At 50.7% G+C, this 26,875-nt stretch carries 39 protein-coding genes and 2 pseudogenes; 37 read left to right on the top strand and 4 right to left on the bottom strand.

Annotated elements, in window-relative coordinates:
- From OGY72_RS17515 to OGY72_RS17500, 4 genes are all read left to right on the top strand, one after another.
- A partial coding sequence (locus OGY72_RS17515; protein ID WP_286548535.1) for a phage holin occupies positions 1 to 171 on the top strand: 171 nt, incomplete at its 5' end.
- Positions 143 to 691, top strand: coding sequence for a lysozyme (locus OGY72_RS17510; protein WP_115601849.1), 549 nt, complete (start codon positions 143 to 145; stop codon positions 689 to 691). The genes OGY72_RS17515 and OGY72_RS17510, both read left to right, overlap by 29 nt.
- A complete protein-coding gene (locus tag OGY72_RS17505) occupies positions 688 to 1,203 on the top strand; it encodes a DUF2514 domain-containing protein (RefSeq protein WP_142710296.1) in 516 nt (171 codons plus the stop codon). Before OGY72_RS17510 ends, OGY72_RS17505 begins: the two co-directional genes overlap by 4 nt.
- Positions 1,200 to 1,430 (top strand): hypothetical protein, encoded by a 231-nt coding sequence (locus OGY72_RS17500; RefSeq protein WP_000990801.1) that lies wholly within the window; start codon positions 1,200 to 1,202, stop codon positions 1,428 to 1,430. The genes OGY72_RS17505 and OGY72_RS17500 overlap by 4 nt, the downstream gene beginning before the upstream one ends.
- Before the next feature lie 75 nt (positions 1,431 to 1,505).
- On the opposite strand, the gene OGY72_RS17495 is transcribed toward OGY72_RS17500, so the two are convergent.
- Positions 1,506 to 1,679 carry a YnfU family zinc-binding protein gene (locus OGY72_RS17495; protein WP_213083834.1) on the bottom strand — a complete coding sequence of 58 codons (174 nt, stop codon included), beginning with the start codon at positions 1,677 to 1,679 and terminating at the stop codon, positions 1,506 to 1,508.
- A gap of 141 nt (positions 1,680 to 1,820) precedes the next feature.
- On the opposite strand from OGY72_RS17495, the gene OGY72_RS17490 reads away from it, so the two are divergent.
- The 8 genes and pseudogenes from OGY72_RS17490 (at position 1,821) to OGY72_RS17460 (ending at position 4,635) form a co-directional block, all read left to right on the top strand.
- Positions 1,821 to 2,018: a hypothetical protein gene (locus OGY72_RS17490; RefSeq protein ID WP_024174517.1), complete on the top strand. Its 198-nt coding sequence runs from the start codon at positions 1,821 to 1,823 to the stop codon at positions 2,016 to 2,018.
- 28 nt (positions 2,019 to 2,046) lie between these two features.
- A pseudogene (locus OGY72_RS17485) lies at positions 2,047 to 2,211 on the top strand (DUF2514 family protein); the annotation flags it as partial.
- 379 nt (positions 2,212 to 2,590) lie between these two features.
- Complete coding sequence (gene cspG, locus OGY72_RS17480) at positions 2,591 to 2,803, top strand: cold shock protein CspG (protein WP_000066494.1); 213 nt, start codon at positions 2,591 to 2,593, stop codon at positions 2,801 to 2,803.
- Between the two features lie 10 nt (positions 2,804 to 2,813).
- Positions 2,814 to 3,002 carry a cold shock small protein YmcF gene (gene ymcF, locus OGY72_RS17475; protein ID WP_057069020.1) on the top strand — a complete coding sequence of 63 codons (189 nt, stop codon included), beginning with the start codon at positions 2,814 to 2,816 and terminating at the stop codon, positions 3,000 to 3,002.
- A gap of 73 nt (positions 3,003 to 3,075) precedes the next feature.
- Entirely contained in the window at positions 3,076 to 3,306 is a 231-nt protein-coding gene (locus OGY72_RS17470; RefSeq protein ID WP_000756041.1) for a hypothetical protein, read from the top strand.
- A 204-nt stretch (positions 3,307 to 3,510) separates the two neighbouring features.
- Positions 3,511 to 3,684 carry a GnsA/GnsB family addiction module toxin gene (locus OGY72_RS17465; RefSeq protein WP_001100119.1) on the top strand — a complete coding sequence of 58 codons (174 nt, stop codon included), beginning with the start codon at positions 3,511 to 3,513 and terminating at the stop codon, positions 3,682 to 3,684.
- Between the two features lie 441 nt (positions 3,685 to 4,125).
- Positions 4,126 to 4,290, top strand: coding sequence for a YnfU family zinc-binding protein (locus tag OGY72_RS24820; protein ID WP_213090494.1), 165 nt, complete (start codon positions 4,126 to 4,128; stop codon positions 4,288 to 4,290).
- A gap of 117 nt (positions 4,291 to 4,407) precedes the next feature.
- The gene (locus OGY72_RS17460; RefSeq protein WP_088902172.1) at positions 4,408 to 4,635 is read left to right on the top strand and encodes a hypothetical protein; all 228 of its coding nucleotides are present in this window, start codon (positions 4,408 to 4,410) and stop codon (positions 4,633 to 4,635) included.
- On the opposite strand, the gene OGY72_RS17455 is transcribed toward OGY72_RS17460, so the two are convergent.
- On the bottom strand, positions 4,616 to 4,834 hold the full coding sequence (locus OGY72_RS17455) for a DUF1883 domain-containing protein (RefSeq protein WP_232034713.1): 219 nt from the start codon (positions 4,832 to 4,834) through the stop codon (positions 4,616 to 4,618). The genes OGY72_RS17460 and OGY72_RS17455 overlap by 20 nt on opposite strands.
- Before the next feature lie 198 nt (positions 4,835 to 5,032).
- Here OGY72_RS17455 and OGY72_RS17450 point away from each other — a divergent pair, with 198 nt between their 5' ends.
- Complete coding sequence (locus OGY72_RS17450) at positions 5,033 to 5,671, top strand: hypothetical protein (protein ID WP_072667361.1); 639 nt, start codon at positions 5,033 to 5,035, stop codon at positions 5,669 to 5,671.
- A 10-nt stretch (positions 5,672 to 5,681) separates the two neighbouring features.
- Here the strand turns inward: OGY72_RS17450 and OGY72_RS17445 are convergent, their stop codons facing one another.
- The gene (locus tag OGY72_RS17445) at positions 5,682 to 6,185 is read right to left on the bottom strand and encodes a hypothetical protein (protein ID WP_032652440.1); all 504 of its coding nucleotides are present in this window, start codon (positions 6,183 to 6,185) and stop codon (positions 5,682 to 5,684) included.
- Between the two features lie 290 nt (positions 6,186 to 6,475).
- Between OGY72_RS17445 and OGY72_RS17440 the strand changes: the two genes are divergently transcribed.
- From OGY72_RS17440 to OGY72_RS17325, 24 genes and pseudogenes are all read left to right on the top strand, one after another.
- Complete coding sequence (locus OGY72_RS17440; protein WP_000210383.1) at positions 6,476 to 7,045, top strand: hypothetical protein; 570 nt, start codon at positions 6,476 to 6,478, stop codon at positions 7,043 to 7,045.
- Positions 6,987 to 9,110: a phage terminase large subunit family protein gene (locus OGY72_RS17435; protein WP_016239512.1), complete on the top strand. Its 2,124-nt coding sequence runs from the start codon at positions 6,987 to 6,989 to the stop codon at positions 9,108 to 9,110. Before OGY72_RS17440 ends, OGY72_RS17435 begins: the two co-directional genes overlap by 59 nt.
- An 8-nt stretch (positions 9,111 to 9,118) precedes the next feature.
- Entirely contained in the window at positions 9,119 to 9,382 is a 264-nt protein-coding gene (gene gpW / locus OGY72_RS17430; RefSeq protein ID WP_000483309.1) for a gpW family head-tail joining protein, read from the top strand.
- Positions 9,382 to 11,019, top strand: coding sequence for a phage portal protein (locus OGY72_RS17425; protein WP_257661558.1), 1,638 nt, complete (start codon positions 9,382 to 9,384; stop codon positions 11,017 to 11,019). The genes gpW and OGY72_RS17425 overlap by 1 nt, the downstream gene beginning before the upstream one ends.
- Positions 11,016 to 11,882: a S49 family peptidase gene (locus tag OGY72_RS17420; RefSeq protein ID WP_001052909.1), complete on the top strand. Its 867-nt coding sequence runs from the start codon at positions 11,016 to 11,018 to the stop codon at positions 11,880 to 11,882. Before OGY72_RS17425 ends, OGY72_RS17420 begins: the two co-directional genes overlap by 4 nt.
- A gap of 1 nt (position 11,883) precedes the next feature.
- A complete protein-coding gene (locus tag OGY72_RS17415; protein ID WP_032652432.1) occupies positions 11,884 to 12,474 on the top strand; it encodes a hypothetical protein in 591 nt (196 codons plus the stop codon).
- Entirely contained in the window at positions 12,474 to 12,878 is a 405-nt protein-coding gene (locus tag OGY72_RS17410) for a head decoration protein (protein WP_149385096.1), read from the top strand. The genes OGY72_RS17415 and OGY72_RS17410 overlap by 1 nt, the downstream gene beginning before the upstream one ends.
- 97 nt (positions 12,879 to 12,975) lie before the next feature.
- The gene (locus OGY72_RS17405) at positions 12,976 to 14,025 is read left to right on the top strand and encodes a major capsid protein (RefSeq protein WP_001472190.1); all 1,050 of its coding nucleotides are present in this window, start codon (positions 12,976 to 12,978) and stop codon (positions 14,023 to 14,025) included.
- A gap of 1 nt (position 14,026) precedes the next feature.
- Positions 14,027 to 14,407: a hypothetical protein gene (locus tag OGY72_RS17400; RefSeq protein ID WP_001118869.1), complete on the top strand. Its 381-nt coding sequence runs from the start codon at positions 14,027 to 14,029 to the stop codon at positions 14,405 to 14,407.
- Positions 14,408 to 14,411: 4 nt separating this feature from the next.
- On the top strand, positions 14,412 to 14,771 hold the full coding sequence (locus OGY72_RS17395) for a head-tail joining protein (protein ID WP_000537794.1): 360 nt from the start codon (positions 14,412 to 14,414) through the stop codon (positions 14,769 to 14,771).
- Complete coding sequence (locus OGY72_RS17390; RefSeq protein ID WP_001083242.1) at positions 14,768 to 15,313, top strand: hypothetical protein; 546 nt, start codon at positions 14,768 to 14,770, stop codon at positions 15,311 to 15,313. Before OGY72_RS17395 ends, OGY72_RS17390 begins: the two co-directional genes overlap by 4 nt.
- A gap of 3 nt (positions 15,314 to 15,316) precedes the next feature.
- Complete coding sequence (locus OGY72_RS17385; protein WP_000497745.1) at positions 15,317 to 15,514, top strand: DUF2635 domain-containing protein; 198 nt, start codon at positions 15,317 to 15,319, stop codon at positions 15,512 to 15,514.
- The gene (locus tag OGY72_RS17380) at positions 15,511 to 17,013 is read left to right on the top strand and encodes a phage tail sheath subtilisin-like domain-containing protein (protein WP_257661559.1); all 1,503 of its coding nucleotides are present in this window, start codon (positions 15,511 to 15,513) and stop codon (positions 17,011 to 17,013) included. The genes OGY72_RS17385 and OGY72_RS17380 overlap by 4 nt, the downstream gene beginning before the upstream one ends.
- Before the next feature lie 3 nt (positions 17,014 to 17,016).
- A complete protein-coding gene (locus OGY72_RS17375; RefSeq protein WP_000896638.1) occupies positions 17,017 to 17,388 on the top strand; it encodes a phage tail tube protein in 372 nt (123 codons plus the stop codon).
- A gap of 1 nt (position 17,389) precedes the next feature.
- Positions 17,390 to 17,668, top strand: a complete 279-nt coding sequence (locus OGY72_RS17370) for a phage tail assembly protein (protein WP_000807719.1) — start codon at positions 17,390 to 17,392, stop codon at positions 17,666 to 17,668.
- Between the two features lie 141 nt (positions 17,669 to 17,809).
- Complete coding sequence (locus OGY72_RS17365; RefSeq protein ID WP_257661560.1) at positions 17,810 to 19,669, top strand: hypothetical protein; 1,860 nt, start codon at positions 17,810 to 17,812, stop codon at positions 19,667 to 19,669.
- 343 nt (positions 19,670 to 20,012) lie between these two features.
- On the top strand, positions 20,013 to 21,416 hold the full coding sequence (locus OGY72_RS17360; RefSeq protein WP_001139208.1) for a DNA circularization protein: 1,404 nt from the start codon (positions 20,013 to 20,015) through the stop codon (positions 21,414 to 21,416).
- The gene (locus tag OGY72_RS17355) at positions 21,413 to 22,498 is read left to right on the top strand and encodes a phage baseplate assembly protein (RefSeq protein WP_001515585.1); all 1,086 of its coding nucleotides are present in this window, start codon (positions 21,413 to 21,415) and stop codon (positions 22,496 to 22,498) included. The genes OGY72_RS17360 and OGY72_RS17355 overlap by 4 nt, the downstream gene beginning before the upstream one ends.
- Positions 22,495 to 23,079 carry a phage baseplate assembly protein domain-containing protein gene (locus OGY72_RS17350; protein WP_023568807.1) on the top strand — a complete coding sequence of 195 codons (585 nt, stop codon included), beginning with the start codon at positions 22,495 to 22,497 and terminating at the stop codon, positions 23,077 to 23,079. The genes OGY72_RS17355 and OGY72_RS17350 overlap by 4 nt, the downstream gene beginning before the upstream one ends.
- Positions 23,076 to 23,513, top strand: coding sequence for a phage GP46 family protein (locus OGY72_RS17345; RefSeq protein ID WP_001279799.1), 438 nt, complete (start codon positions 23,076 to 23,078; stop codon positions 23,511 to 23,513). Before OGY72_RS17350 ends, OGY72_RS17345 begins: the two co-directional genes overlap by 4 nt.
- A gap of 1 nt (position 23,514) precedes the next feature.
- Positions 23,515 to 24,657: a baseplate J/gp47 family protein gene (locus OGY72_RS17340; protein ID WP_257661562.1), complete on the top strand. Its 1,143-nt coding sequence runs from the start codon at positions 23,515 to 23,517 to the stop codon at positions 24,655 to 24,657.
- Positions 24,654 to 25,247, top strand: coding sequence for a YmfQ family protein (locus OGY72_RS17335; protein WP_001515583.1), 594 nt, complete (start codon positions 24,654 to 24,656; stop codon positions 25,245 to 25,247). The genes OGY72_RS17340 and OGY72_RS17335 overlap by 4 nt, the downstream gene beginning before the upstream one ends.
- 51 nt (positions 25,248 to 25,298) lie before the next feature.
- Positions 25,299 to 25,583: pseudogene (locus OGY72_RS24815) on the top strand (hypothetical protein); the annotation flags it as partial.
- 827 nt (positions 25,584 to 26,410) lie between these two features.
- On the top strand, positions 26,411 to 26,644 hold the full coding sequence (locus OGY72_RS17325) for a tail fiber assembly protein (RefSeq protein WP_353622360.1): 234 nt from the start codon (positions 26,411 to 26,413) through the stop codon (positions 26,642 to 26,644).
- A 69-nt stretch (positions 26,645 to 26,713) separates the two neighbouring features.
- Here OGY72_RS17325 and OGY72_RS17320 read toward each other — a convergent pair.
- Positions 26,714 to 26,875, bottom strand: a 162-nt coding sequence (locus tag OGY72_RS17320) for a DinI-like family protein (protein WP_286548530.1), incomplete at its 5' end; no start/stop codon positions are given.

Below are 26,875 nucleotides of genomic sequence, written 5' to 3'. Positions count from 1 at the left end.
AAAGAGGTGTCCTGGATGTTGGCCGACAGAATTGCAGGGTTAAGCCTGAGCGACTGGGCAATTATTGTCGGTATCGCATGCACCGTTATCACCTGTGCAGTGAACTGGTATTTCCGCTGGAAAGAACGGGAGGATCGGCGCAATGGCTATGCCACCAAAGCTGAAGAATAAACTGAGTGCAGCGGTCGTTGGTTTAATTCTTGCGGGGGCTTCCGCGCCCGTGATTCTCGATCAGTTTCTGGATGAGAAAGAAGGCAACAGTCTGACCGCATACAAGGATGGCTCCGGCATCTGGACTATTTGCCGTGGCGCCACGATGGTTGATGGTAAGCCAGTAGTTCAGGGCATGAAGCTGTCTGCTGAGAAATGCGATCAGGTAAACGCCATTGAGCGTGATAAGGCACTGGCGTGGGTTGACCGAAATATCAAAGTACCACTGACCGAACCACAGAAAGCCGGGATCGCGTCTTTCTGCCCATATAACATCGGTCCCGGAAAATGTTTCCCATCTACGTTCTATAAGCGAATAAATGCTGGCGACCGTGAAGGTGCCTGTGAAGCGATCCGCTGGTGGATAAAAGACGGTGGTCGCGATTGTCGTCTGACCAAAGGGCAGAAGAACGGTTGCTATGGTCAGGTTGAACGGCGAGACCAGGAAAGCGCGTTGACGTGCTGGGGGATAGACCAGTGAGCCTGCGCTATCAGTTCATTGTTATTTTGTTGCTGGTGGCCGTTGCATTCTTCGCGGGTAGTGTATGGAGCAGCCGCGGTTGGGAAAAGAAGTGGGCCGAGCGTGACAGCGTAGAATCATCGCAAACAGCGAACGCACAGACCGCCGCTCGCATGATTGAACAAGGGCGTATTATTGCCCGTGATGAGGCTGTAAAAGATGCACAAGCACAAGCCGCTAAATCCGCTGCCACTGCTGCTGGCCTGTCTGCCACTGTTAACCAGCTGCGTACCGAAGCAACAAAGCTTGCCACTCGCCTGGACGCCGCAAAGCACACCGCAGATCTTGCCACTGCCGTCAGAAGCAAAACAGCCGGAGCCGACGCCGCAGTGCTCGCCGACATGCTCGGACGCCTTGCAGAAGAAGCTCGATATTATGCTGAGCGATCTGACGAAAGCTACCGGGCAGGAATGACGTGTGAGCGCATTTACGACTCAGTGAGGCAGTCAAACAACAACAGGGTTAGAAGATGAACGCAGAAAACCTAAGTGAAGCGTATTACCTCAATAACGATATAAAAGAACTACAACTTCAGAAAAGCATACTGGAAAGTGGTGCCGGACTTGGTGTGACAATCCAGTCTACCTATCAGGATAACGCCTTTCTTGATGCCATACGCCCGCATGCAGTGGCTGAACTTGATCGCCGTATTGTGGAGAAGAAAAAAAACCTCTCCACTCTGGGTGTTACATTCTCTTAAATGAGAACAACAATAAAAGGTTATGTCTGCTTTGCCACATTCTGAGAGTATGAGTTTTATTTGGTAGTCAATCAGTTACTTTATTGGTTTGCTTTCCGATGGAAGATAGATGTTTCCACAGAAGGGGCAAATTAACGTTATATTGTTTTTTATTCTCGACAGACTGTGCTTTGACTGGCGGGAGCAATGAGGACAAGTACTTTTCACATGGCGTAAAGTACGCATCTTGATATCTTTGAGTATCGACATGTTGATTGTCCTGGTGGGCGGTTAACAACCATACACCACATGTTGGCTAATAGCTTCTTTTATAACCGTTACGATGTAGTCGTTAGCCATAATCAATCAAGCCTCGCAATAGCGGGGCTTTTTAACAACTGAGGAATGAGCATTACAGTAGTTCTTACAGCTAAGCAGATTGAAGACCTGGCTGCCTTCGCAAAAGAAGATGGCCAGCCACAATATACCATCACTACCGGAACAATCCCTGAGTTCGAAGCGGATGATGGCGAGGTTATCCCTGAGTACACCGGGCTGATTGCCTATTCCGAGTCGCTAGAGCATAGCGTTCTACAGCTCGATAACTAACGAATCAACATAACTTTCCATCCGCCATGACACCACAATGCTCGTAGACATGCCAGGAAGCCTGGCAGAAGAAGCTCGATACCATGCTGAACGCGCTGATGAAAACTACCGAGCAGGAATGACATGTGAGCGGATTTATGAGTCCGTAAAAATACTAACAATGAACCGTAGAGGAAAAATAATAGCTCTATAAATTAAGATGTTGACGGTTTTCGTGGATAAATTTGTGAATTTTTACTATGAAGGAAATACGACTCTTCCTTGAGTCAAAATCCCTGACAACTTAGGGTGATAGATAAAGGTCTTACGCAGCATGACATAATTTTCGATTTAAGCTATTTAAATTAATTTTTAAGATCAAAACCCACTGAGATTTACTTACAAAACTAAACCTTGCTATGTCTGGTTAATCATGCGTTAATGAATGTCTGGTTTGTAACGAATTTATCTGAAGCAGTCGCTGTAATAATTTTATTCCTTGTTCCTGTTGAGATTTCCTTGTTAGCTTTTCTCTCTGATAATTTTTTTTCGGACCATTCTGCCCAAGGGCTTACTCAATAAAGGTAATGTTTATGTCTAATAAAATGACTGGTTTAGTTAAATGGTTTAATCCTGAAAAAGGTTTTGGTTTTATCACTCCAAAAGATGGTAGTAAAGATGTGTTTGTTCACTTCTCTGCTATCCAGAGTAATGATTTCAAGACGTTGAATGAGAATCAGGAAGTTGAATTTAGTGTTGAACAGGGACCTAAAGGCCCCACGGCAGTTAATGTCGTGGCTGTATAAGGTAACTGTTATTACTAATAATATTCACTTCAGATGTCCGTGTTGCCACGGATCTCAGTACCGAACGTCAAACTTTGATGTTACTGAAAAAAATCCTTTCGGAGCAAAATGTATTTTTTGCAAATCAACAATGATTACATTTGATAATATTGCACTGTACATTCGTTCTGGTCAGTCTTCGTTAGAATTCAGAAAATAAATTTCAGGCTCCTTATGGAGCCTTTTTTGTATGCTGAACCGACAATCTCTGTAAGAGACATCACGGTAAAATTATGAAAAAAGTCATCGTTTTTTTTAATGCAGAACCAGCAGTTGTTGTAACCGTAATGAAAGGTATTACTACGATAATGCGTGAGTTTCCCAATGGGGAAAAAGCACACCTACCCGTGATGTCAGCGGGATTTCCATCTCTGACAGGAGACCATAAAATAGTTTATGTAGCCTCTGATCGTGATGTCAGTTCAGAAGAGATCCTCGAGGCAGCCTCGAAGCTTTTGAAATGAGATCTGGTTGTTTCGTGACCGACCCGGATTTTAGTACAGTGGTTTGTGTGGTCGCGAGCTCTTTTGCATGAAGATTGTACTGCAAACTATTGATAATTGAGTCTTTCTATTCTATCTTTTAAACATATCAGCGCTTATACAAGTGCTCTACGGGGAATGTAACATGCCTGGCGTTGATACGTTAGAGATCAAGAGAGGTAAACAATGAACGTCGAAGATTTAAAAAGAAAAACTGAAGCGGATATTTCTGAATTCATCACAAAAAAAATTATTGAACTCAAAAAAAAGACAGGAAAAGAAGTTTCCGATATCCAGTTTAATGCTCGTGAAAAAATGACTGGGCTTGAAAGCTATGATATTAAAATCACATTAATCTAATTGTTATAAGACTCAGTTCGAGTGAAAAAGCATTATCTTGAAAGGTAATGCTTTTTTATTTCTGTCATAAAATTTAGAACGTTGTCAAAGCCTTCACTTCTAACCACAGATTTTCTGCTTACCTTTTAACGGGTCCTCCTTGACGATTCTGACCATCGAGGGGCAGCAGCGGCGCGGGATTTGGAGCATTTTTGATTCTTCACGCAACCATTTCAGCATTTGATGCTGATGACGGAACACTATCCCCGAATACACTGGGTTTGTTGCATTCTCTGATTCAAAAGAACACGGTGTGCTTCAACTTGGCTGAGCAGGCATTACAGCAGACATTCACTGAGTGCCTGCGACAAAGTTAAATGGCATCAAGCATGCGATGATGATTGATTAATAATTGAGCTATGCATGGTATAATAAGCCCCATTCATTGAAAGGTTAACCACCATGTCATTTTTCGATTATGCAATGCAGCGTGTTGGGCTTGCAGCCAATACGACTGTCATGTGCCCGATATGCGGACATAAATCCACACACTCGACCACGAAAGTACGCCAACAACAGGCGTTACTTTGCCCTAAATGTAAATCGCTGTTTGTCATTCACAGATAACATGCGACCTGCTGAATATAACCGCCTACGGGCGGTTTTTTATTGCCATCACAAAGGCCACTTTCGAGTGGCTTTTTTAATGGTCATCACGACGGGTATTACAGCAGGAATTACTGAGTGCCTGCGATAATGCTCAATATTTTTATCGGAGTGAATATGCCACCGCGCACACCGAAGGCCGGCCTGAAAGGGGCGATACAAAAAAGGGAAAAAATGAAAAGACATAAGCGAAATAAAAAAGCCACCACATCTGCAAATGTGATGGCTGGCATTCGGATTAATTCAGGTTGGCTGAATAAGTTAGCCGCAGATATTACTAAAATAATTAATGAAGCATGTCCCTAATCTCATCTGAGATATCTCTTGGCCCTGCAGGCTGAGGCGCAACCAACCGGGTCGGAAGTCTCTCGAAGAAACCACCACCACCATGATGATGAAAACCCCGGTTATTTTTATAACTATTGAAGTTACTGTCGGTAGTGAGAAGGATGTTGCACTGGTGCGAGCAGTCAACAACAACGACATCACCTGCATTCAGGTGCATTCGTTTGTGAAGAAATTGCATAAGTCTCCTTATCAAGAGGCAATCAGCACTCCTCTCAAGGCTGGTACGCCAACGTCCCACCGCTGACGGGCTGAGCCATTACCTTACCCAGACTCAACGATAAGTAACATCCTGATATTCAGACAGTAACTGTAATCGATAATGCTGAAGAATAGGCAGTAAATACAGGTGACTGATATGGCAACACTGAAGGATTTATCAAACCAGTTAAAGCAACTGCAAAAGCAAATCCCGTTTGCCACAGCTCAGGCGATGACAAAAGTTGTACGCCAGATTGAGTTGGCTCAGAAGACGGCATTCGAACGACATCTGGAGAGCCCCACGCCGTTTACCGTTAAATCAGTTGGTTCGGTGGCGGCAAGAAAGAACAATCTGACCGCAAAGGTTTTTGTCCGTGATACCGCTGCTGGTTATCTGGAACCATTCGAGTTTGGCGGAGAGCACAAGCTCAATAGCCAGGCTCTATTAAATCCCAAGAACGTTAAGCTAAACAAATACGGCAACATGCCGCGTAATAAGCTCTCACAGCTTAAAGCAAAGGAAAATGTATTCGTAGGTGAGGTTGATGGCGTTAACGCTGTCTGGCAGCGTAAGAAGCCGATGAAAGCTAAGAAGCGACGGGCCAAACGTTCCGCTAACGGGACGCGAAGACCGAAACGCAAACAGCGTTCTCCAAAGCTTTTGATCCGGTTTGGTGATGCGCTACCTGTGACTCCAGTGCTGGGGTATATGGATAGGGCCCGTACCATGGCGAACGCACTGCTACCGTCTGCTTTAAATCAGGCGATAGCAGAAGCCATCAGGACGGCAAAATAAAAGCAGTAACTTATAAGTTAATTTCGCAAGCTTTTATGAAGCTGTTTACTGCAGTTGTCGATCCAGAAACATTGGCTGACATGGAATGCTGGTTTCCGCCATCCTTTGTTTGCACACCAACTAACACTTTGGATTTCGCCCCCTGAAGCTGCTTAAGCACTGTTTTCAGTTGGTCCGTGTCATCCGATTGAATCTGGAGGCTCTGAACATTACGTCTTGAAAGGGTAGCATCGAGCTTCACTGCGGTATTCCCGTCGACCTTCATTATCAGGTCCATTGGTACCTCTGATAGTGATTCGGTGCTTTTATCCATTTCAACGTATGCCGCCGATAGCTTTTCTTTAGTGCAGTCAAACACAATGGCGCCATTGTCGGATGAAACCTCGCCAAGCATCATTGCTTTCTTACCACCAGAGAAAAGGTCATCTTCAGTATTAGTTACCCACTGGGCATGAGCAATTGGTGATGCCAGCACTGCGGCTACGAAAGTTATTTTGATTATATTGTTACCCATTACATTCTCCTTGTATTGAATAGGAATAATCATAGTCGGAGCGAATGGTCGAAGCCATTAAAAAAATGGGTCCTTCCTGAGACTTTTGTAAGGCACGGGCATTGCGCGCCGCGGTGTTTTCCTAGCTACAACTTTCAGATTTGTGTCCCATGTCCCACCTCTGGCGATCATTACGGACACCTCGCCAGCTCTGGCTATTCCAGTTTATTCCAGTGGGACATTCTGGTGGGACATGGCAAAAATGTCCCAGGCGAATGTCCCACCCCAGAAAATGTCCCAGGTGATGTCCCATGACCACGATGAACCAGAGTCAGTACGCACAACATTCAGGTGTGGATCGCAAAACAATTGGTCGGTGGATTAAAGCCGGGCGCTTCATTGTGATGGACGGAGACCTGATTGACGTAGAGGCCAGCGATGCGGCATTGAAGAAAAACCGCGATGGCAAAGACCCGCGCGCCTCGAACGCGAAGAAAAAGAAAACTCCCGTCGTTAGCGATAACGATGATGACGGTGATGAAATCAATAAAACTGTCCGCCAGATAATGCTCACTGAAGGGGCAGATCTTTCGAGAGAGGAAGCGGGACGTATCCGCGAGAATTACATGGCCCTGCAGGCAAAGCTGCAGTATGAAAAAGACAGCGGCCAGCTTATTGAGCTGACAGCAGCCGAGGAGGTTTTATTCAACGCCTTTCGCCAACAGCGTGATGCCTGGCTTAACTGGCCGTCCAGGGTGGCGCCGCTAATGGCTGCTGATCTGGATGTACCGGCGGACAGGATGACAGAGGTGCTGATTGAACATGTCCACAAACACATCTCAGTCCTCGGAGAGCCAGAGTTTAACCCGGCAGAAGATTGAGCGTCTTGAATTAAGCGTCCGCAAAGGCTGGACACCCCCGCCGCGTATCAGTGTGCCGCAGTGGGCAGATGACTATCGTAAGCTGGCAAAAGAGGCTGGGAGCACTTCGGGAAACTGGGAAACATCGACGGTAGAAATTGCCCGCGGACCGATGCTTGCCGCGACGGAGTCCGGGGTTCATATCATCACTGTAATGTGCTGTACCCAGTTGATGAAGACAGCACTGCTGGAAAACCTTTTTGGCTATTTTGCCCACCTCGATCCTTGTCCGATACTGCTGCTGCAGCCGAAAGAAGAAGCCGCTGAACAGTTTTCGAAAGAGCGTATTAGCCCGCTGGTAAGGGTGACGCCGGTACTGCGTAAAATCATCGGTGATTCGAAACAGAAAAGCTCGAAAGAAACCATTCTTTACAAGGCGTTCACTGGCGGATTTCTGGCGCTGGCGGGTGCTGGTAGCCCTGATAACCTTGCGCGTCGTCCGATTCGTGTCCTGCTGGCGGATGAAGTGGACAAGTACCCGATAACCCGCGAAGGCGATCCAATTGCGCTGGCCGAAGAGCGTACAGCGACATTTGGCCTGACCTGGCTGTCTGTACGCGCCTGTTCGCCGACGGTGGAGGATGAGAGCCGCATTGCTGACAGCTACGCCGACTCCGATCAGCGCCGGGCATCTGTGGTTTGCCCGCACTGTGGCCACCGCCAGTTCCCCGACTTTTTCAAACACGTTCAGTGGCCGAAAGAGGGAGATAAACACCTGACTAAATCGGCGATGCTCTATTGCGAATGCTGTGGTAGTGGCTGGTCCGAAGGACAGCGCCTCAGAGCTCTGCAAACTATTCGATGGCATCAGACGCGCCCATTTGAGTGCTGCGGGGAGCGGCACTCACCGCTGATGGATTATGACCTTGCCTGGCGGGCGGCAGACGAGGGCAGCGTTGAAAAGGTCTGGCAATGGTCAGAGTCGGAACGGCATGCGGTCTATCGCGCAATCTGCCCCTCCTGTGGAAAGGAGGCAGTCGATAACCACCACGCGGGGTACCAGGCATCCAAGCTTTTCAGCCCCTGGCAAAAAGATAAGCCGTCGGATATTGCGAAAAAATATATCGATGCGAAGGGCGATCCGGATAAGGAACAGGCGTGGTGGAATACCCAGATGGGGCTTCCGCACCGACCTAATCATGGGAAACAGCTCCCTGTTGATGTTCTGCTGGCGCGCCGGGAAATATTTCCGGCCGTCGTTCCGGACGGGGTGGCATTGTTAACAGCTGGAGTTGATACCCAGGACGATCGCTTCGAAATTACGATCACCGGCTGGGGGAGAGATGAAGAATCGTGGTCGGTCGCGCATGACGTTATTTATGGTGACCTTGAGACGGAAGAACCCTGGAAGCGACTGGATGCATACCTGAAACAGATCTGGCGACGTGGTGACGGGCGCGGCCTGAATATCATGGCAACGTGCATGGACTCCGGCGGCCACCATACGCAGAAGGTATACGAATTCGCCAAAGAGCGTCTTGGCCGTCGTGTCTGGGCAATTAAGGGGGAGTCTGCACAGGGAGGCAAACGCAATCCTGTCTGGCCGACCAAACGACCATCATCGAAAAGCAAAGCCAGTTTCCGCCCTGTCATTCTGGGGGTTAACTCAGCGAAAGACGTGATACGCGGTCGCCTGCATCTTGAGCCACCCAAACCTGGCGCCGCCGCTGCGGGTTATATGCATTTTCCTGACGATCGCGATCTCGGGTACTTCAATCAGCTGCTGGCGGAGCGACTGGTTTACAAAGTCATTTCCGGGCAGCGGTACAGTATCTGGGAAGCAATACCAGGACGAGCTAACGAAGCGCTTGACTGCCTCGTTTACAGCTATGCCGCGCTGTGCGGTCTCAAACATATGGGGTTAAAACTCAACGTCCGGGCCGCCAACCTCGAAGCCGATCCGGATAAGTTCCTGCCAGCGCCAGTTGGACAGGAAGAAAAAATCAATTACGAGCTGCCCGGTGCGGTTATTGAAGAACCAGCGCCGGTCAAACGTAAGCGAATATCGCAACTCCTGCCGAAATAAGGAAAATCATGTTCAACCGGAACACCAGCCTGCTTGCCGGCGCAATGACTGACGATCAGCTCAGGGATGCGCTTGCGAAAGCTCAGCAGGCGTACATTGATTTAGCAACCGGGAGCCACGGTGTTTCGTTTTCCTATACGCAGGGAGACGGGACGCGATCAGTGTCCTATCAGCAAAGCACCCTGGCTGATCTGCTGGCCCTGATTCAACTTCTGCAGGCGCAACTGGGGATTATCTCTCGTCCCCGGAAACCAGCGAGGTTTAGATTCTGATGAATAAAGTACAGATACTGGGCTCTGATGGGCAGCCGTTGCGACAGCAGCGTCCCTCTATGCTGGTGGGGGGGAGCCGCGTACCTTATGACGCAGCTGACTCTTTCAGCGATCAACTGGCGAACTGGCAACCCGCGCTGTGGTCCCCGGACAATGAAATTAACATTTACCGGGATCGCATCGTGTCCCGCGCACGCGATCTGGTCCGTAATGACGGCTGGGCAAACGGTGCGGTCACACGTCTGCTGGATAATGCGGTTGGTGCCAACTTCCGCCCCATCATGAAACCCGATTACCGTGTTCTCAGAATGATCACCGGAAACAAGGCGTTTGATGCGTCCTGGGCGGAAGAGTACGGAAAAGCACTGGACGGGCACTGGCGGACCTGGAGTAACGATCCTGGCCGGTATTGTGATGTTGAACGAAAACTCACCGTGTCGCAGATGTTACGCCTGGGATTTCGTCACAAGCTTATTGACGGGGATGCTCTGGCCATTCTCCAGTACAGAACTGACAGGCTTGGTCCCGGAAGAGGGCGTTACGCCACCACGGTACAGATTGTCGATCCTGACCGCCTCAGTAATCCTCAGCAGAATTTCGATATGCCAAATGTCCGTGGTGGCGTTGAAATTGATGCGGACGGTGCGCCGGTTGCTTACCACATCAGGGAGGCCCATATCGGTGACTGGTGGAGCGGGGCTAAAACCATGACGTGGCAGCGTATCCCGCGTGAAACTGACTGGGGCCGCCCGCATGTGGTTCACGATTTTGATCATGAGCGTGGCGCGCAGCACCGCGGTAACGGCATCCTGACTCCGGTTATTCAGCGTCTGAAAATGCTGGTGAAGTATGACCAGAGTGAGCTTGAGGCAGCAATTCTTAATGCCATATTTGCCGCTTACATTGAGTCACCCTATGACCCTGCGATGGTTCAGTCTGCCCTGGGCGAGACCTATGACGAGTCGGAGTTAGGCACTTATCAGGACGGGCGTGTTGAGTTCCATAACGATCGGCGTCTGACACTTCAGAATGGTGCCCGAATGCCCATTCTTTATCCTGGTGAGAAAATCACGACGGTTAACGCGGCGCGGCCCTACAGCAATTTTGAAGTCTTCGAATCTGCTGTTCTCCGTAATTTTTCTTCAGGAACAGGGTTGTCCCCACAGCAGGTCACCCAGGACTGGTCTGACGTTAACTACAGCTCTGCACGCTCCTCGTTGCTGGAGGCATGGAAAACACTGACTCGCCGCCGGGACGATTTTTCTACCGGCTTCGCTCAGCCCATTCTCACCGCCTTTGTTGAAGAAGTTCACGACAATGAGGATTTACCCCTGCCCGCAGGCGCACCTGATTTTGTTGACGCCAGAGCCGCGTATTCTCGCGCGCGCTGGATGGGGCCAGGGCGCGGCTGGGTGGATCCGGTTGCAGAGAAAAAAGGCGCCATTCTTGGTCTGGATGCCGGACTTTCCACCCTCGAGATTGAGGTGGGTGAAAACGTCGGTGAAGACTGGGAAGAAGTGCTTGATCAGCGCCAGAGAGAAATTGAGTCATGTCTTAAACGCAGATTACCGCTTCCGAGCTGGGCACAGGCTGACCAGTTTGCGAGCCAGACCATTACCGATCCGGAGGAAAAGTGAATCTACCCCATCTGGCCCAGCGATTATTTAACACCCCGCTGGCGCTGCACCCGAGTAAAGCCGAAGTCATCATGGCATCCGTAATGGACCGATTTGGTATCAGTAAAATCGAATCTTCTCTTGCCATGGAGGATGACTGGTACGGATATGACGATAACCGGGGACGTGAATCCCGTAGTGATCCGGGTTATGACAATGTGCTGGGTGTCGCCGTCATCCCGATATGCGGAACGCTGGTGCAAAAACTGGGCAGTCTGCGTCCGTACAGTGGAATGACAGGGTATGACGGCATTCGTCAGGCGTTTCTTACTGCGATGGAAGATCCCGACATTTCGGGCATTTGCCTGGATATCGACTCACCCGGCGGCGAGGTCGCTGGATGCTTCGATCTGGTTGATGTCATTTACGGCTCCCGGGGGAAAAAGCCTATCCATGCCATTCTGACGGAAAGCGCTTATTCCGCTGCGTATGCCATTGCCAGTGCAGCGGACCGGATTTCTGTTCCGCGCACCGGCGGAGTGGGTTCTGTGGGTGTGATCACCATGCACCTTGACTGGACGCAGCGGATTAAAGATGACGGTCTTAAAGTTACGATCATCACCTATGGATCCCGCAAGGCTGAAGGTTCGCCGCTGAGAGAGTTGTCAGATGAAGCGCTGGCCGCCATCCAGCAGGACATTAACACCATGGGCGAATTGTTTGTGAACACTGTTGCCAGAAACCGGGGGATTAGCGCAAAGGTTATAAAAAGTACCCAGGCCGCCTGTTTTATGGCTGCTGATGGCGTTGAAATTGGACTGGCTGATGAGGTGTGTCCTCCTGACGCTGCGTTCAAAAACTTACTTGAAAAAACAGGAGCCTGAAATGGCAAAGAAAAAGACGTTTAGTTTTGCTCACCTCATTGGTCTTGGCCCTTCCGCTTCTGAGGAAGAAGAGGATAAAAAAGCCAAAAAAGCGAAAGCCCGTCGCGCGGAAGAGGACGAGCGCGAAGATGATGCCGATGATGATGAGCGCGACGACGACGCGGAAGAAGACGAACGCGACGATGATGCTGAAGATGACGGCGATGATCCGGATGCGTCAGAAGATGATGATTCTGAAGACGACGGCGACGACGATCGCAAAGAGAGTAAGGCGGTAAAAAATGCACGCGCTGCTGAGCGTAAACGCTGCGCCCGTATTTTCGGCAGTAAGCATGCAGCTGCGAATCCTTCACTGGCCGCGTCACTGGCTTTCAATACCGGGATGAGTTCTGCGGCAGCAATTAATGTCCTAGCCTCTTCGGCTCCGGCCGCAGCCGCATCTCAGCCATCCCGTAAACGCTCTCTCGATCAGCGTATGCAGGAAAGCCACCAGGTCCGGCTTAATCCGGATAGCGGACAGAAAGAGACCGGAAAGTCTGCGCTGGTAAGTAAAATGACCAGCCTCTACAACTCCACAAGAGGAGAGAAATAATGGATCAGTTTGGTCAGAATGCGTTTGCGCCTGGCATGAAGAGCGCGCTGTTTGTTCCGGATCAGCTTGTCGCTGGCACGCTCCAGCTGGTGACTGACACCGGGATCATTACGGGCGGTGCCTTTAAGCGTGGTACTGTCCTGGGCCTGGTGGCTGCCAGCGGGAAATACACGCAATGTGTGAAAACGGCTGTAGATGGCAGTCAGTTACCCGTTGCTATTCTGGTTGATGATGTTGATGCATCGTCTTCCGATCAGAACGGCGGCCTGTATCTGATGGGGGAATTCAACCAGCACCGAATTATTTTTGATAACTCCTGGACGACCGCTGACCTGAAAAAAGCGCTCCGACCGCTGGCTATCTTCCTGAAAGACAGTGACCAGGCACCTGTAACCACCTCCTGATTTCCCCCACGGCTCTCCTGACGAATGCTTTAACCGGCAGGGGCTGGCTCGTTTAAATTTTTTGCCAGCTGCGGCTGGCACTATCAAGAGACTGAATATGGAAAATATTTTTGATACCAGCGTGCTGGTGCAGGTTGTTCCTAACCTGAAAACCAGTCAGAACTGGCTGCTCGATCGCTTCTTCCCGAATGTCGTGACTTACGAGACTGAAGAAGTGGCGATTGATGTTGATGTCGGCCTGCGTCGTATGGCGCCGTTCGTCTCCCCGCTGGTGGAAGGTAAGCTGGTCGAATCCCGTAAATACCAGACCAATACCTTCAAACCGGCATACATCAAAGATAAGCGCGCGCCGGACCTGCGCAAACCTATCCGCCGCCAGATTGGTGAGCGTATTGGCGGGGAATATACCGCTGCCGAGCGCGAAATGCTGAACCTTCAGTTTGAAATGACTGACCAGATTGACATGATCAACCGTCGTCTGGAATGGATGGCGGCGAGTGCGCTGGTGTCTGGGACCGTAACCGTCGCCGGGGAGGGCTATGAAACTAAGGTGGTGGATTTCGGGCGTGCTTCGGATCTGACCATCACTCTTAGCGGCTCGGATAAATGGCCACTGACCGTTGCAGCTGGCGCTACCAATACCCAGCCATCAGATGACATTGAAATCTGGCAGACTACTTTCCTGAAAGAGTCCGGCTCTGTCGCCACGGATCTGGTCTTTACGAATAAGTCATGGCGTGCATTCCGACTGGATACCACCATCAAGGATAACGCCATTACATTCCCGGCGCTGAGCCCGTTTGGTAACCAGATTAACGCCGGCCCACAGGTAATGAAGGGCGCAATTTATAAAGGGCGCTGGGGTAACTTTGACCTCTGGTTATATAACGACTGGTTTATTGACCCGCTGGACAACGTCGAGAAGCCTATGATCCCCGATGGCGCTGTCATTATGAGTGGTGCCGATCTGATGGGTACCCGCGCCTTTGGCGTTATCCTGGACCCGGCTTTCAACTACGGTCCGCTGGCTTATGCGCCAAAATCCTGGGTGAAAGAAGATCCAGCCCAGCGTCTTATCCTGATGCAATCCTCCCCGCTGGTTATTCCGAGCCGGGTAAATGCATCCCTCTGCGCAACGGTGGTCTGATATGGCAAAACAACCTAATACCGGGCTGGCTGATGATCTGAATGCAGAAGGATCTGCCAAAGACGGCCTGAGCGTTGACGACCTGAATGCTGGCGATAACACCCAGGAAAAACAGCCTTTGAGCAAAACAGATGATGCCGAATTGTCTGTTGATGACGATGGTGGTGACGAAAAATCCGGAGACACTGAATCGCAGGAGTATGTGGTGTTGAAAGGGAATTGCATTCGTCATGACGGGGAGATGTACCGCGAAAATATGCGCATCCCTGTAACCGGCAAAGATGCTGAGCGTCTTCTGCAGTCCGGCGTTATTGCTGATGTTGATGTGCTTCGTAAGCGAGTTCTTGCTTCTCAGCCATCAGTTTCAGTTACGACAGGGTAATGACATGGGCGTGGACTGGGATTCTCATCTTCTGAGTCCGCTGCATGATGTCTTTGGCGATGAGCACGAGTACCGTCCACGTAACGGTACTCCTTTTACAATTAACGGGATTTTTGACCGTGGTTATGCGCAGGTTGCTGAAAACCTTGATGGCGATTCAGAAATTAACACCTCCAGCCCGATGTTGGGTGTGCGCGATGCTGAATTTCGCAAGCTGGGTAAATCGCAACCTGCTGTATCTGACCGGGTATTTATAAAGACGGTCGGTGGTCACATCATCAATCAGTTATTTGTTGTGTCAAACGTCGAACCCGACAGTCATGGCGGATCTCGTCTTGTCCTCAATGTGGTAAAACCGCGATGAATTCAGCAGCGATACGGCAAATGGTTGTCACTGCACTAACCGGGACAACCAGCGCGGGCGACCGCGTATTCTCTCCACGCGACTGGTCAACTTCACCAGATATGTATCCTGTGTTGTTGGTTCAGACGCCTTTTGAACAGAAAAAATCACAGGGGCGTAATACCCCTGCTTTTACCACCCTCACCACTGTCAGGATCACTGGGCGCGTTCAGGAGTATGACGGCGATACAGTGGATGATGGAGCCATGCGGGCAGAGCTGGCGCTTGAAAGCCTTCGCGAGCAGGTGGAGCGCGCGGTGATCAACAGCTACGAACTGACGCGGAATATTCAGAAATACGCGGAAGTTCGTTCAACCATCAATGTTGATTCAGAAGGAGAGGCCCATATGGGGCAGCTTCTTTTCGAGATCGACATAGAGCATTACCAGGGGCCGGAAGATTTTTATCCTGTCCAGTCGGTTCCCCTTGAGGGCATGGATATTGCGGTCGACATGCCAGACGGCACAGTTAAACCGGGTATCAGCCTCAATCTTCAGGAGTAATCCATGTTTGTTAAGCCGAACAACGGGCTCAGCGTTCGCTGCCCCGTCAAGGGCATCCCATTGCCTAAAGAGGGTGCTGAAGTACCTGACAATATTTTCTGGCGTCGCCGTCTGAGCGATGGGGACGTGATCCTCTCTAAAAAGGATGAGGGCGCGCCAGAGAAACAATCATTACCTAAAAAAGCGGGAGAAAATGAATGACCGTACCTTTCGCTCGTGTTCCCGATAACCTGCGGGTAGGGCTTTTCTTCGTTGAGTTTGATAACTCAATGGCGAATAACGCCACTGCCACGCAGCGCACCCTGCTTATCGGTGGGATGCTCAGTACCGGCTCAACCCCCCCTGGTATTCCGCAGCGAGTTTCCTCTTCGGATACCGTCGGTGAGCTGACAGGAAAAGGGGGAATTCTGCAGGCCATGATGGCGGCGTATCAGAAAAATGATACCGCAGCCGAAGTCTGGATCCTGCCGCTGGAGGAAGACTCCGATTCCATGGTGGCTGCAACCGGCACCATTAAAGTGAGCAGCGCACCGACGGCAACCGGAGTGATCTCCCTTTATATTGCTGGTGAGCGCATTCAGTTGACCGTTGTAGCAACAGATACGGTGGCAGCGATCGCCACCTCTCTGGCCGCGGCGATTAACGCAAAAACCACGCTACCTGTAACCGCCAGTGCGACTACGGATACCGTAACCCTGACCGCGAAGAATCTTGGTGCTACGGGTAATGGGATCGACATTCGCCTGAACTTCCTCGGCTTACCTGGAGGCGAGTCCACACCTGCAGGCCTGGAACTGACGATTACTGCTATGTCTAACGGAGTCGGGGCTCCGGATATTACCGGCACGCTGGCAAACCTGCAGGATCGAACATTCGATTTCATCATCAACCCTTACGACGATACAACCTCGTTGAATGTGATGAAGGAGTTCCTGTCAGACACTGGCGGTCGCTGGGCATGGGACAAGCAGCTTTATGGCCATTCCTTTGGTACCACCACCGGGACTTACGCCCAGCTCGGTACCAAAGGTGAGCTGCGCAATAACCAGCATGAGACCCTGCTGGGCGTAAATAAATCGCCGTCCCCTTCCTGGGCATGGTCTGCAGCTTACACCGGCGCAGCTGCGGTGAGTCTGCGTAATGACCCCGGCCGCCCGCTACAGTCGCTCGCTGTTCAGGGGGTGCTTGCGCCAGAACTGCAGGATCGCTTTGAGCTGACCGAGCGTAACAATCTGCTGTACAGCGGCATTTCGACATTTACGGTCGATGACGATGGCACGGTGCGCATTGAAAACCTGATCACCACCTACCAGAAAAACAGCTATGGCGATGCAGATGACAGTTATCTGGAAGTGGAGACGCTGTTCAGCCTGATGTTTGTGACCCGCTACCTGCGCACAGCGGTGACCAGCAAGTTTGGCCGTATGAAGCTTGCTGCGGATGGAACCCGATTTGCACCTGGCGCGGCGATCGTCACGCCAAACATTATCAAGGCCGATCAGATTGCCGAGTACCAGACTCTGGTATGGAACGGTTATGCGCAGGATGCGGAGGCATTCGCAAAAAATATCATCGTCGAGCAGAACGCCAAAAATCCGAACCGCGTCGATGTGCTGTGGCCGGGAACCCTCATGAACCAGTTGCGCATTTTCGCGCTGCTCAATCAGTTCCGCACTCGGGCTGAATCAACAGGAGCTTAAACGATGGCAGGTGATACTACTAACCGCCTGGCGGGAACCGCCTATGTCACTGTTAACGGTGTGACGGTAATGGTGGAGGGCTCGTTTAAATACCAGGCTGCCACCGTAAACCGTACCACCCTGACAGGGATGGATGGTGTGCACGGATATAAGGAAAAACCTGTGGCGCCATACATTTCTGCCCGACTGCGTGACAGTGGCGGAACGAATGTGCAGGGCTTTAACCAGCAGACGAACGTCAACGTGATCGCCGAGCTGGCTAACGGGAAAACTATCATTGGCCGTTCACTCTGGACGGTCAACGTCCAGGAAGTGGAAAGCGAAGATGCAGTATTTGATGTTCGCTGGGAAGGCCGCGACGTAACGGAGAACTAAGATGGCTGAGATTGAACGCGTTAAAACCATTCCATTAACCGTAGCGCTGGATGATGCTGCGGAGAAGACCACTTATACGCAGCTGGAGCTGAAAGCACCCACGCTAAGCCAGGCTGAGCAGTTTTATGAGAAACAGGCTGCGTCAACGTCGCTCGCGGCGATGCGCCTGCTTATTGCGCTGGTTTCCGGTACGCGTGAAAGCGTACTGCAGCCGATGGATTTTCTCGACTTCCGTAAGTGTGAGGAGTATCTGCTCAGTTTTTTGACCTGGAAGCCCTAACAGCCTGGCAAGAAGCAGCCGCTGACGTCACGTTTTACTTTCGATGGACAGAAGATAGGGCGTGGGGAATGACCCGCGCCCGATTGAAATGGTGGATAGCCCAGGCATCCCGGATCAACAAACTCAGGAAACCTGAAGACGATGAGTAATGTCTTTGATTTTGAGCTGGTGGCAAATGATCAGGTCAGTGATGTTATTGACCGTATCAATGAAGCTATCCGTGGGCTTGAACCTAAACTCGATAGAACGAAAGAAGGGCTTCAGTTAGGTGGGCAGGAAACAGTTGATGGGCTGAATGGCTTTATTTCACGTTTTGAAAATCTGTCTAAAACGGCCAGGGACAACGTGCAGCTTATCGGGGATATGGTTCCTCCCTTGAAAATGGTTGGGGAGCTATCTGGTAAGTTGGGTTCACTCGGTATTGCTGGTGCTGCAGGGTACGGGCTTAAACAGGTGGCCTACGGTTTTCGCGAAGCGTCCAGGGAAGCGTATAACCTGGACGTTTCATCAAAGAATGCCGGTATGCGTGTAGACGATTTTTCCCGTCTTGCTGGAGCGATGCGCATCCTTGGCGCTGATAGTGAAAGTGCCAATGCTTCTATCGATGGTATGGCGAAAACGCTGAAAGAAGCCGCCAGTGGCGCGAATGGGCAGGTACTTGGTGCGCTCGCACAGATCGGTGTTCAGATACAGAAAAATAATGATGGTTCTGTTGATACGCTAAAAACATTACAGGAGATTGCTCGTGTCTTCCCTTCGTTGCGGCCTGAGCAACAAAAGTCCGTAGCGGATGCTCTTGGGCTGACGCCAGAAATGTTGGCGTTAATGCGTGAAGGTGAGCGCATGAAAACGCTGCTGGCTAAATCTGATGAGTTTGGTCTGACTGTGGATCCGGCACTAAATCAGCAATTGAGTGAAGTGAACGGCACTATGAATGAGCTCAGCGCATCCTGGGATGGTCTGTGGCAACGTTCAAAAAACAAGGCACTTAAGACCATTCTTTCGGATGGTTCAGTCAAAGACGGCCTTGAAGGTGTTACCGATCTGTTCACTAATGGTGATTTTACTGGGCTGTCTCATGCTCTCGGTTTTATCAACAGCAATGATGCTGAGAAACTACGGCGCATTCAGAACGATAAGGAACTTTATAACAGCTTACCCCGCAGTGAACGTGGGCAGGTTGACGCGGGTTTCATGACTGATGCTGTAAGAAAGCGGTACGATGCGAATTACCGCGCGACCGATTCTGCGATTCAATTGCAGAATGACTTATCCGCTATCAGCCAGCCACAATCCAACGTTGCACGCGGCAATGTTCCTTACGGGGAAACAAGGAATAACGCAATTGGCTTCAGAAATAATAATCCCGGTAATTTGAGGGTTGCAGCAAACGCAACGGGTAAAAATGGCGGATTTTCTACCTTTGCGAATGATGCCGACGGAAGAACTGCAATGGCGAGACAGCTGATGTTGTATGGTGACAGGGGGAATAATACTCTGGATGGGATTATTCATACCTATGCTCCGCAATCAGAGAATAATACTCGTGCATATATTGACTCCGTCTCAAAAGCCACTGGATATGGAGCCAAAGAGCAAGTAAATCTGCACGATCCGGAAACATTAAAAACGATAATGGCAGCCATGATTAAACATGAGAATGGCGCACAACCTTATACTGAGGAACAACTGCTAAACGCCATCCAGACCGCCATTACTGATGATCGGTGGTCAGGGAAGAGAAATCCGGATGTGCTGGCCCAGCAGCGGTATGACATTATCTCTGGATCACGCGGCGTGGATCAAGAACCCACGATACTCAGAACACAACAAGGGAAAAGTGATGAAGTTGCCCTTAGTGAAAATCTGGCGCGGTCGTTTAAGGAGGCCATGTCTGATCAGTCTCTCAAGCTTGAAATCACGATGGTCAATGATAAGGGGGAGCGTAAAACCTATAATGCGGAAAATAATGGCAGAATAACAACGGCCATGAATTACTGATCACTGTCGTCATTTCGTTAAGGAAGAAGTTATGAATGAAAAAGTTTTTGGAGCAAAAGCCATTTAGACTCCAAAGGTTTTTGCGCTTGTTTACCTGGTAATTGGCATTTACCTCGTTTTTTCTGTTGTCTCAATGAATTTCACGGCGATTACGATATCGGTGGTAAGTGCATTGCTTTTACGTGTGCTTTATGAGTTCCTAATGAACTCATTCAAGGCGACTGAGCATCTTTACAGGATCGCCGAATCTCTTGACCGTAATGGATCCAGCGATAAATAGATAAGTCATTTCAGTGCATATGTAAACCGCCGACATGGCGGTTTTTTTATTTCCGGAGGCGTGATGCCGTCAATTATCCAGGACGCAATAACTTCTCTTTTGGGGGGAGATACCAGCGATGACTGGCAGGGGCAGTTACGGCCCAGCTCATTCAGAGGTGTACCATTTGCCATTGTTGCTGAGGAAGGGAGCCACGGCCGACGCCAGGCGGTACATGAATATCCCTACCGTGATACAGCCTGGATAGAGGATATCGGGCGGGCAACACGGCGATTTGTTATTCGCGGTTTCTTGATCCAGAACAGCCAGGTTTACGGCGGCGGCGATGCTATCACACAGCGCCAGTCACTGATTGAAGCCTGTGAACAAAAAGGTAGCGGTACGCTTGTCCATCCGACACTGGGCGAATTAACGGTTTCCATCCCTGAGAATGGTTTGCGTATTTCCGGTTCGATGGAGAACGGGCGAGTATTTGAATTTACCCTGATGGCAATTGAATCAGGGCTTAAAGTGTTTGCTGTCACGGGCAGTACCGTTGCAGGCGCCACGGTGAAAACCAACTATCTGAAACTGGTCAGCACTGCTGTGCTGAGCACGATTGCCAGGGTTAAGAGTGAAATCCGCGGTGTCACACAGGCTATAAACACCATCAGAGGCACGGTCACGTTCTGGACTAACATGGTTGACAGCACCATCAGTCAGGTCACGAATCTCAGCAATGTCCTGAACTCCACGTTCGGGAATACCCGGTACGGACGTTACAGTAAAGGCTCTGTGGGCGGTAGTTCTTCTGCTGTTGCTGGCAAATCGTCAGTTGCTGATGTGGATGATGAGAGAGCACTGGCTGACAAGGTAACAGCCCAGTCGGTAATGGACCGGAAAAATGTTACCGACAGGTCGAGCCAGCTTAGCAGCTCCAACACACCTGATGAGTTTGTCCAGGGCGTCGCCGACGTGGTAAACGCAATTCTTAACAGCGCCGGCAGCGTTAATGACCGAATCACAGCGCTGGAAAAACTGGCTAATTCAATCAGCACGGAGTACCAGCAGTCCGACAGCAGCAAAGCGATTTCGGCGACCATGAACACGCTGATTGTTGTGCTATGTACTGGTGCCATGACCAGTGCCGCTGCGGACTCCAGACCAGCCAGTACAGACGAGGCAGAAGAGTTAACTCAACGAGTTTCTGTGCAACTTGATACGGCGCTGGTTCTGGCTGGAGACCGCGCGGACGATGATATGTATAACGCGCTTCTCGCCGTCAGATCGGCATTCCTTTCTACGATGAGTGAGCGTGCTTCTGGTCTGAGCGAGCTTCTGCAGGTTACTACCGCTCAGCCGCTTCCGGCGCTGACGCTGGCAAACCGATTATATCAGGATGCCACCCGTGCAGATGAACTGGTACAGGAAGCGCGCGTACCGCATCCGGCGTTTATGCCGACAACCATGAAGGTACTGAGGCAATGAATGCAGACAGCGATCTGGATGTTGTTTCTTTGACGGTCGACGGCAAAATCATCGAGGGGTGGGATTCTGTCCGGGTAACGCGGGGTATTGAGCGTTTTCCCTCTGATTTCGATCTTGGGCTAATGGATTACTTCCCTGGCAACGAAGATCGTCAACTCGTTGAAGAGGGAATGTCTTGTGAAGTTCGTATCGGAGATGATCTGACACTGACGGGATATGTTGATGACTGGGAACCCGCACTATCGCGCTCCCGCCATGAGGTCCGCGCCACGGGCAGGAGCAAATGTCAGGACCTGGTGGATTGCTCAGCTGAGTGGCCTAACAACGTCATTAATGCCAGTAATGCACTTGAAATTGCTTCTCGCCTGGCATCCTACTACGGCATCACCGTAACCACGGATGTTGATGAACTTGTGAAGGTACCCCAGTTCACTCTGAACTGGGGTGAGTCTCCGCAAGAAGTCATCGATCGGGTGGCCAGATGGTCTGCTCTGCTTTACTACGATCAGCCCGATGGAAACCTGTTACTGACCCGGGTGGGAACACGTCGTGCGGCGAGTGGGATAGCCGAAGGGGTAAATGTCGAGCAGGCATACTACCGCAAATCGATGGCTGACAGGTTTTCAGATTATGTCGGTGTATCAATGAGCGTTTCTCCAATTGCAGGGTATTCGCCTGATACGGCCTATGACGCTGTGACTCTGGCAACGGCGAGAGATCCGGAGGCCGCCCGTATGCGGTACCGAAAACATATATCGATTGTGGAAAGTACCCTGATGGCTACTCAACAGGCACAAAGTGCGATCGACTGGGAAATGAACCGGCGGTACGGACGTTCAAAACAGCTCTCGGTAACCATCGATTCCTGGCGGGATAAAGACGGGAAACTGTGGGAACCAAACACATTGATCCCCGTTGATCTTCCCACCTTACGGTTGCCGGAGACTGAATTGCTACTGGCAGAAGTCACCTATATGCGCGATGACTACGGCACCCATGCACGCATGACGCTGATGCCGCCTGAAGCATTCGCCGTTCAGCCATATGCCTTCTACCAGAACCTGGCGGGATTCAATACATGAAGCAACTATTTAAACATGCAGCGACTAGGATCGCCGGCATGCTGGGGATTGGCCGGATCACGGCTATGAAAGATGGTGGGGTGGTGCAGTCAATCCAGTACCAGACTCCGCTGGAGGTGGCCAGCGCACCGCGGATGGCTGAATTTGGTTTTTCATCCGGCCTGCCGTCAGGGACTGACGTGGTTCTGGCTTTTATTGGCGGTGATCGTTCCAGCGCGGTGGTAATTGCGTCCAACCATCAGGGGTTCCGTCATACAGGCCTGAAAGCGGGCGAAACGGTCATGTATAACCAGTGGGGTCTTAATATTCTCCTGACGGAGAAGGGGATCTTCCTGGATGCAAAGGGCCAGAATGTTGAGGTCAATAACGCCACTAACGTGACCATCAATGCCAGCCAGGGGATTCTTGCAAATACCCCGATCCTGAGGTGCACGGGTGACATTGTTGATAACTGTGAAACCAATACCCGAACACTGAAAGAGCTGCGGGATGCACATAATGACCATGATCATGTGGTTAAAAATGCCCAGAGTGGCAATGACAATATCCGCAGCCAAAAAACAGAGGATCAGGTGACATGAGTGACATCGCTTCATTCTGGAATGTGGATGAGATGTTTGCTGACTGGCAGAAAGGGCTGGGCGAACTCACCACGGGGAACGATTTACAGACTGCAATACTGGACAGCCTGTTTACTGACAGGCTGGCGCGCGCTGACGATGATTATGAGGATAGCGATCGCCGCGGCTGGTGGGGGGATTCTGGGGAGGAATCCCAACTGGGATCCCGGCTGTGGCTGCTACGGCGGAAAAAACTGACCCCGGATGTAGCAAAAAAAGCGGAGGAATACTCGAGTGAAGCGCTCAACTGGTTAAAGGTTGATGGCGTTGTCAGCGAGGTTATTCCTGTTGCCAGGATCGTCCTGCCTGACCGGCTCAATCTCATTATCCGCTATCAGGCACCGGGGAAGGACTGGCAGGAATTCAGGTTTTACTGGATATGGGAGCAACGTTAATATGCCGTTTAAACGACCGACGCTGAGCGAACTCCGCGACGGAAACCGGAAATTTATGCAGGCGGAGCTTGAGGATGTTGGTGCGCTCCTGCGCTTCGCGAACCTGAAGGTACTGGCTGACATGGATGCGGGGATGGGGCATCTGCATTACGCCTACCTTGACTATATTGCCCTGCAGACAAACCCGTTTACCTCTACCGATGAGTATCTCGCCGGGTGGATGGCCCTTAAGCAGGTATTCAGAAAACCAGCTGCAGCGGCGAAGTCGCCTGCGGTACAGGCTAGTGGCAGTGTTGACAGTATTATCCCTGTTGGCTCGATCATTAACCGCGGGGACGGATACCAGTACCGGACGGATGCAGATCTTAAAATTCAGGCAGATGGATTTGGTATCGTCGCGGTGACGGCCATCCTGCCGGATATTACCAGTGATGTAACGGGTGGAGGCGCGCGCGGTAACGCTGATGCCGGGACCATAATGACCCTGGACGCGAATATTGCTGGCGTGGATCCACAGGTAACGTTACTGTCTGCTGCGACCGGCGGAGCCGATATTGAAACGGAAGAGGACTTTCGCAGTCGTGGCTTGCTGGCATGGCAGAATCCGCCTCAGGGTGGAAGCGACGCCGATTATAAAAAATGGGCGCTTGAGGTTTCGGGCGTCACCCGCGCGTGGGTAAAGCGGCGTCTGAACGGGGCCGGGACCGTTGGCGTGTATATCATGTGTGATCGGAATAACAATGGTGGGTTTCCGGTCGGTACCGATGGAATATCCCAACTTGAGGACTGGGGGGCTGTTAAAGCCACCGGAGACCAGCTCGCTGTCGCCGACCACATCTATCCGCAGCAGACAGGCACTGCCATTGTTTTCGTATGTTCCCCGATCAAGAAAGTCATCAATATTGAAATCTCTGGTATCAAAAATGCCGACAGCACCACAGTTCAGGGTATAAAAGACGCGCTGACGGCGCTGTTTTTTGATGAGGCTAACCCTGATGGTTCCGGGAAAGTTTACCTCTCTGATATTAACGGGAGTATCGGCGGTGTTAGTGGCACGACGGGCTATATCCTTAACTCTCCGATGGCCAATATCACCTTTGCTGTTGGCGAAATTCCGGTGCTTGGCGGGGTGAATTTTGTATGAGCCTCTTTTCAAAAAATGATTATGCCGGTGCGCTTGGCGCGTTGCTGCCGACGGGCAGGGCGTGGCCCAGATCGCAAAAAACGGTACAGGCTGCGGTATTACGGGCACTGGGCAGCGCGTTTCAGCGTTCTGACAACGATGCGCAAAGCCTGATTACTGGTGCTTTTCCCCCTACAGCGACGGTAATGTTGTCAGAATGGGAAAGCTCTCTGGGGTTACCAGATGATTGTGCGATTGGTGAATCCGGTGGCGTCAGCGATCGCCAGCGCGCCGTGGTAGCAAAGTTAATCAGCACCGGCGGCCTGAACCGCGATTATTACATCCGGGTGGCTGCAGCTCTTGGTTATACCATCACTATCACACAGTTCCGGCCCGCTATGAGTGGCATGTCAGTATGCGGTGATGCGCTTAACGGTGACGAGTGGCCATTTACCTGGCGGATAAATGCGCCACAAACAACGATCAAGTATTCGCTTGCTGGCGCGTCCTACTGCGGAGATCCGCTCGCATCGTGGGGCAATAAACAACTGGAGTGTTCAATCAACAAAATTGCCCCATCCCATCTGAACATCATTTTCAATTATTCATAACTGATATTTCCCCCTCTGATTTTATCGCTTAACACTAAGTGAGGATTAACTATGCTCCGAATCGGGCAAGTCGAAGCCACTGCAACGCAGGATGGCAAATATACTGATGGAAGTGTTGCTGGTGGTATTGCCGCAACGAGGCTGCGGGCAGCAGCGTTTAACGCCATGCAGGAAGAGTTAGCGCATATCGTAGAGTCAGCAGGATTGGCGCTCGACATTAACGATATGACTCAGGTTTTAAAAGCCATTCAAAAACTCACACTGAGCCGTGCAAACCCATTTGCCGATATCAAATCAGATGGCACTGTGCAAACGGCTCTCTCAAACCTTGGAATTGACAGGGTGGAGCAGCTCAATAACGAAACGAAAATTTATGCTGGGGATGATCACTCCATATTTTTATCAATAAGAATTGATGGCCTGTGGGGTATTTACGATCCACTACATGGCTTTATTCCTCTGGGTATTGAGCAGGGTGGAACAGGGGCCAGAGATGCAGGCGGGGCAAGGACTAATCTTGGCCTTGGCAGAGTTGAGCAGCGGGCAGGTGAAACGGTAATTTATTGCGACGATAAAAAAACTGCATATTTTACAGCACGCGAAGATAATCAGTGGGGGCTTTTTGACGGCGTAAAATTCGTACCATTGGGCATTGGGCAGGGTGGAACAGGTGCAGGTGATGCAGCAGGAGCAAGGACTAATCTTGGCCTGGGTAACAGCTCGACGAAAAACACCGGTACAACTGCCAATACTGTTGCGGCGGGTGATGACTCCCGGTTCAGTCTTATGCTTGGCGTGGGGCAGAGCTGGCAGAATGTCACGGCTAACAGATTCTCAGGCACGGTGTATACAAACAACACTGGAAAACCTATTCAGGTATTCGCGTTATGGAATGACACTCCGCCGACGGGCTGGGGATACGGAGTTGGGACGCTGACCTTCTCAGGCCCCTACGACGCGAGCGGGTTGGCTCTGGGCTTTTTAAGCCTTGTCGTTCCTGCTGGAGATACATATTTCATGAGAAACACAAATATCAGTCACTGGTGGGAGTTGCGTTAATGCAATATTTCAAAAACGAAAGCGGAACTGTCTATGCGTATGAGGATGACGTTGCTCCTGAATTAATCATTAATGGACTGATAACAATAACTGAGGTCGAGGCTATGGCGTTGTCGAATCCTCCGCCAACCACTGAACAACTGTTAGAGCAGGCGGAGGCCGAGCGCTCGCGTCGTCGTGTTATTGCTGACGGTGAAATTGAGTGGCGGCAGGATGCTGTTGATGCTGGAATTGCTACGGACGAAGAAGCCGCCGACCTTGCAGCATGGCGAAAATACCGGGTGCTGCTGATGCGTGTTGACCCAGTCAACCCTGTCTGGCCTGAGATGCCAATATAGGAACGTTAACGAAAATGAATATCCGCCACAGCGTAATCAAGACGTAACTGTGGCGGGCATTGAAAATCTTTACTCACTCACTAACCAGAATTCAGCCTCTTCAAACATTTCCTGAACAATACGACTTATCAGTTCCTTCTCATGATTGCTAGCGTCAGTGTTGATCGCCGGCAGTGTCATCATCGGTTTAACCCGAACATCAGCGTCGGGGAAAATCCGGTGAACCCTCTT

Origin of the sequence: Citrobacter sp. Cpo221, from assembly GCF_030332345.1 — a bacterium.
GTDB classification, from domain to species: Bacteria; Pseudomonadota; Gammaproteobacteria; order Enterobacterales; family Enterobacteriaceae; genus Citrobacter; species Citrobacter portucalensis.
The sequence above is the reverse complement of the archived record's forward strand: the minus strand, read 5'-3'. Positions and strand labels throughout refer to the sequence as shown.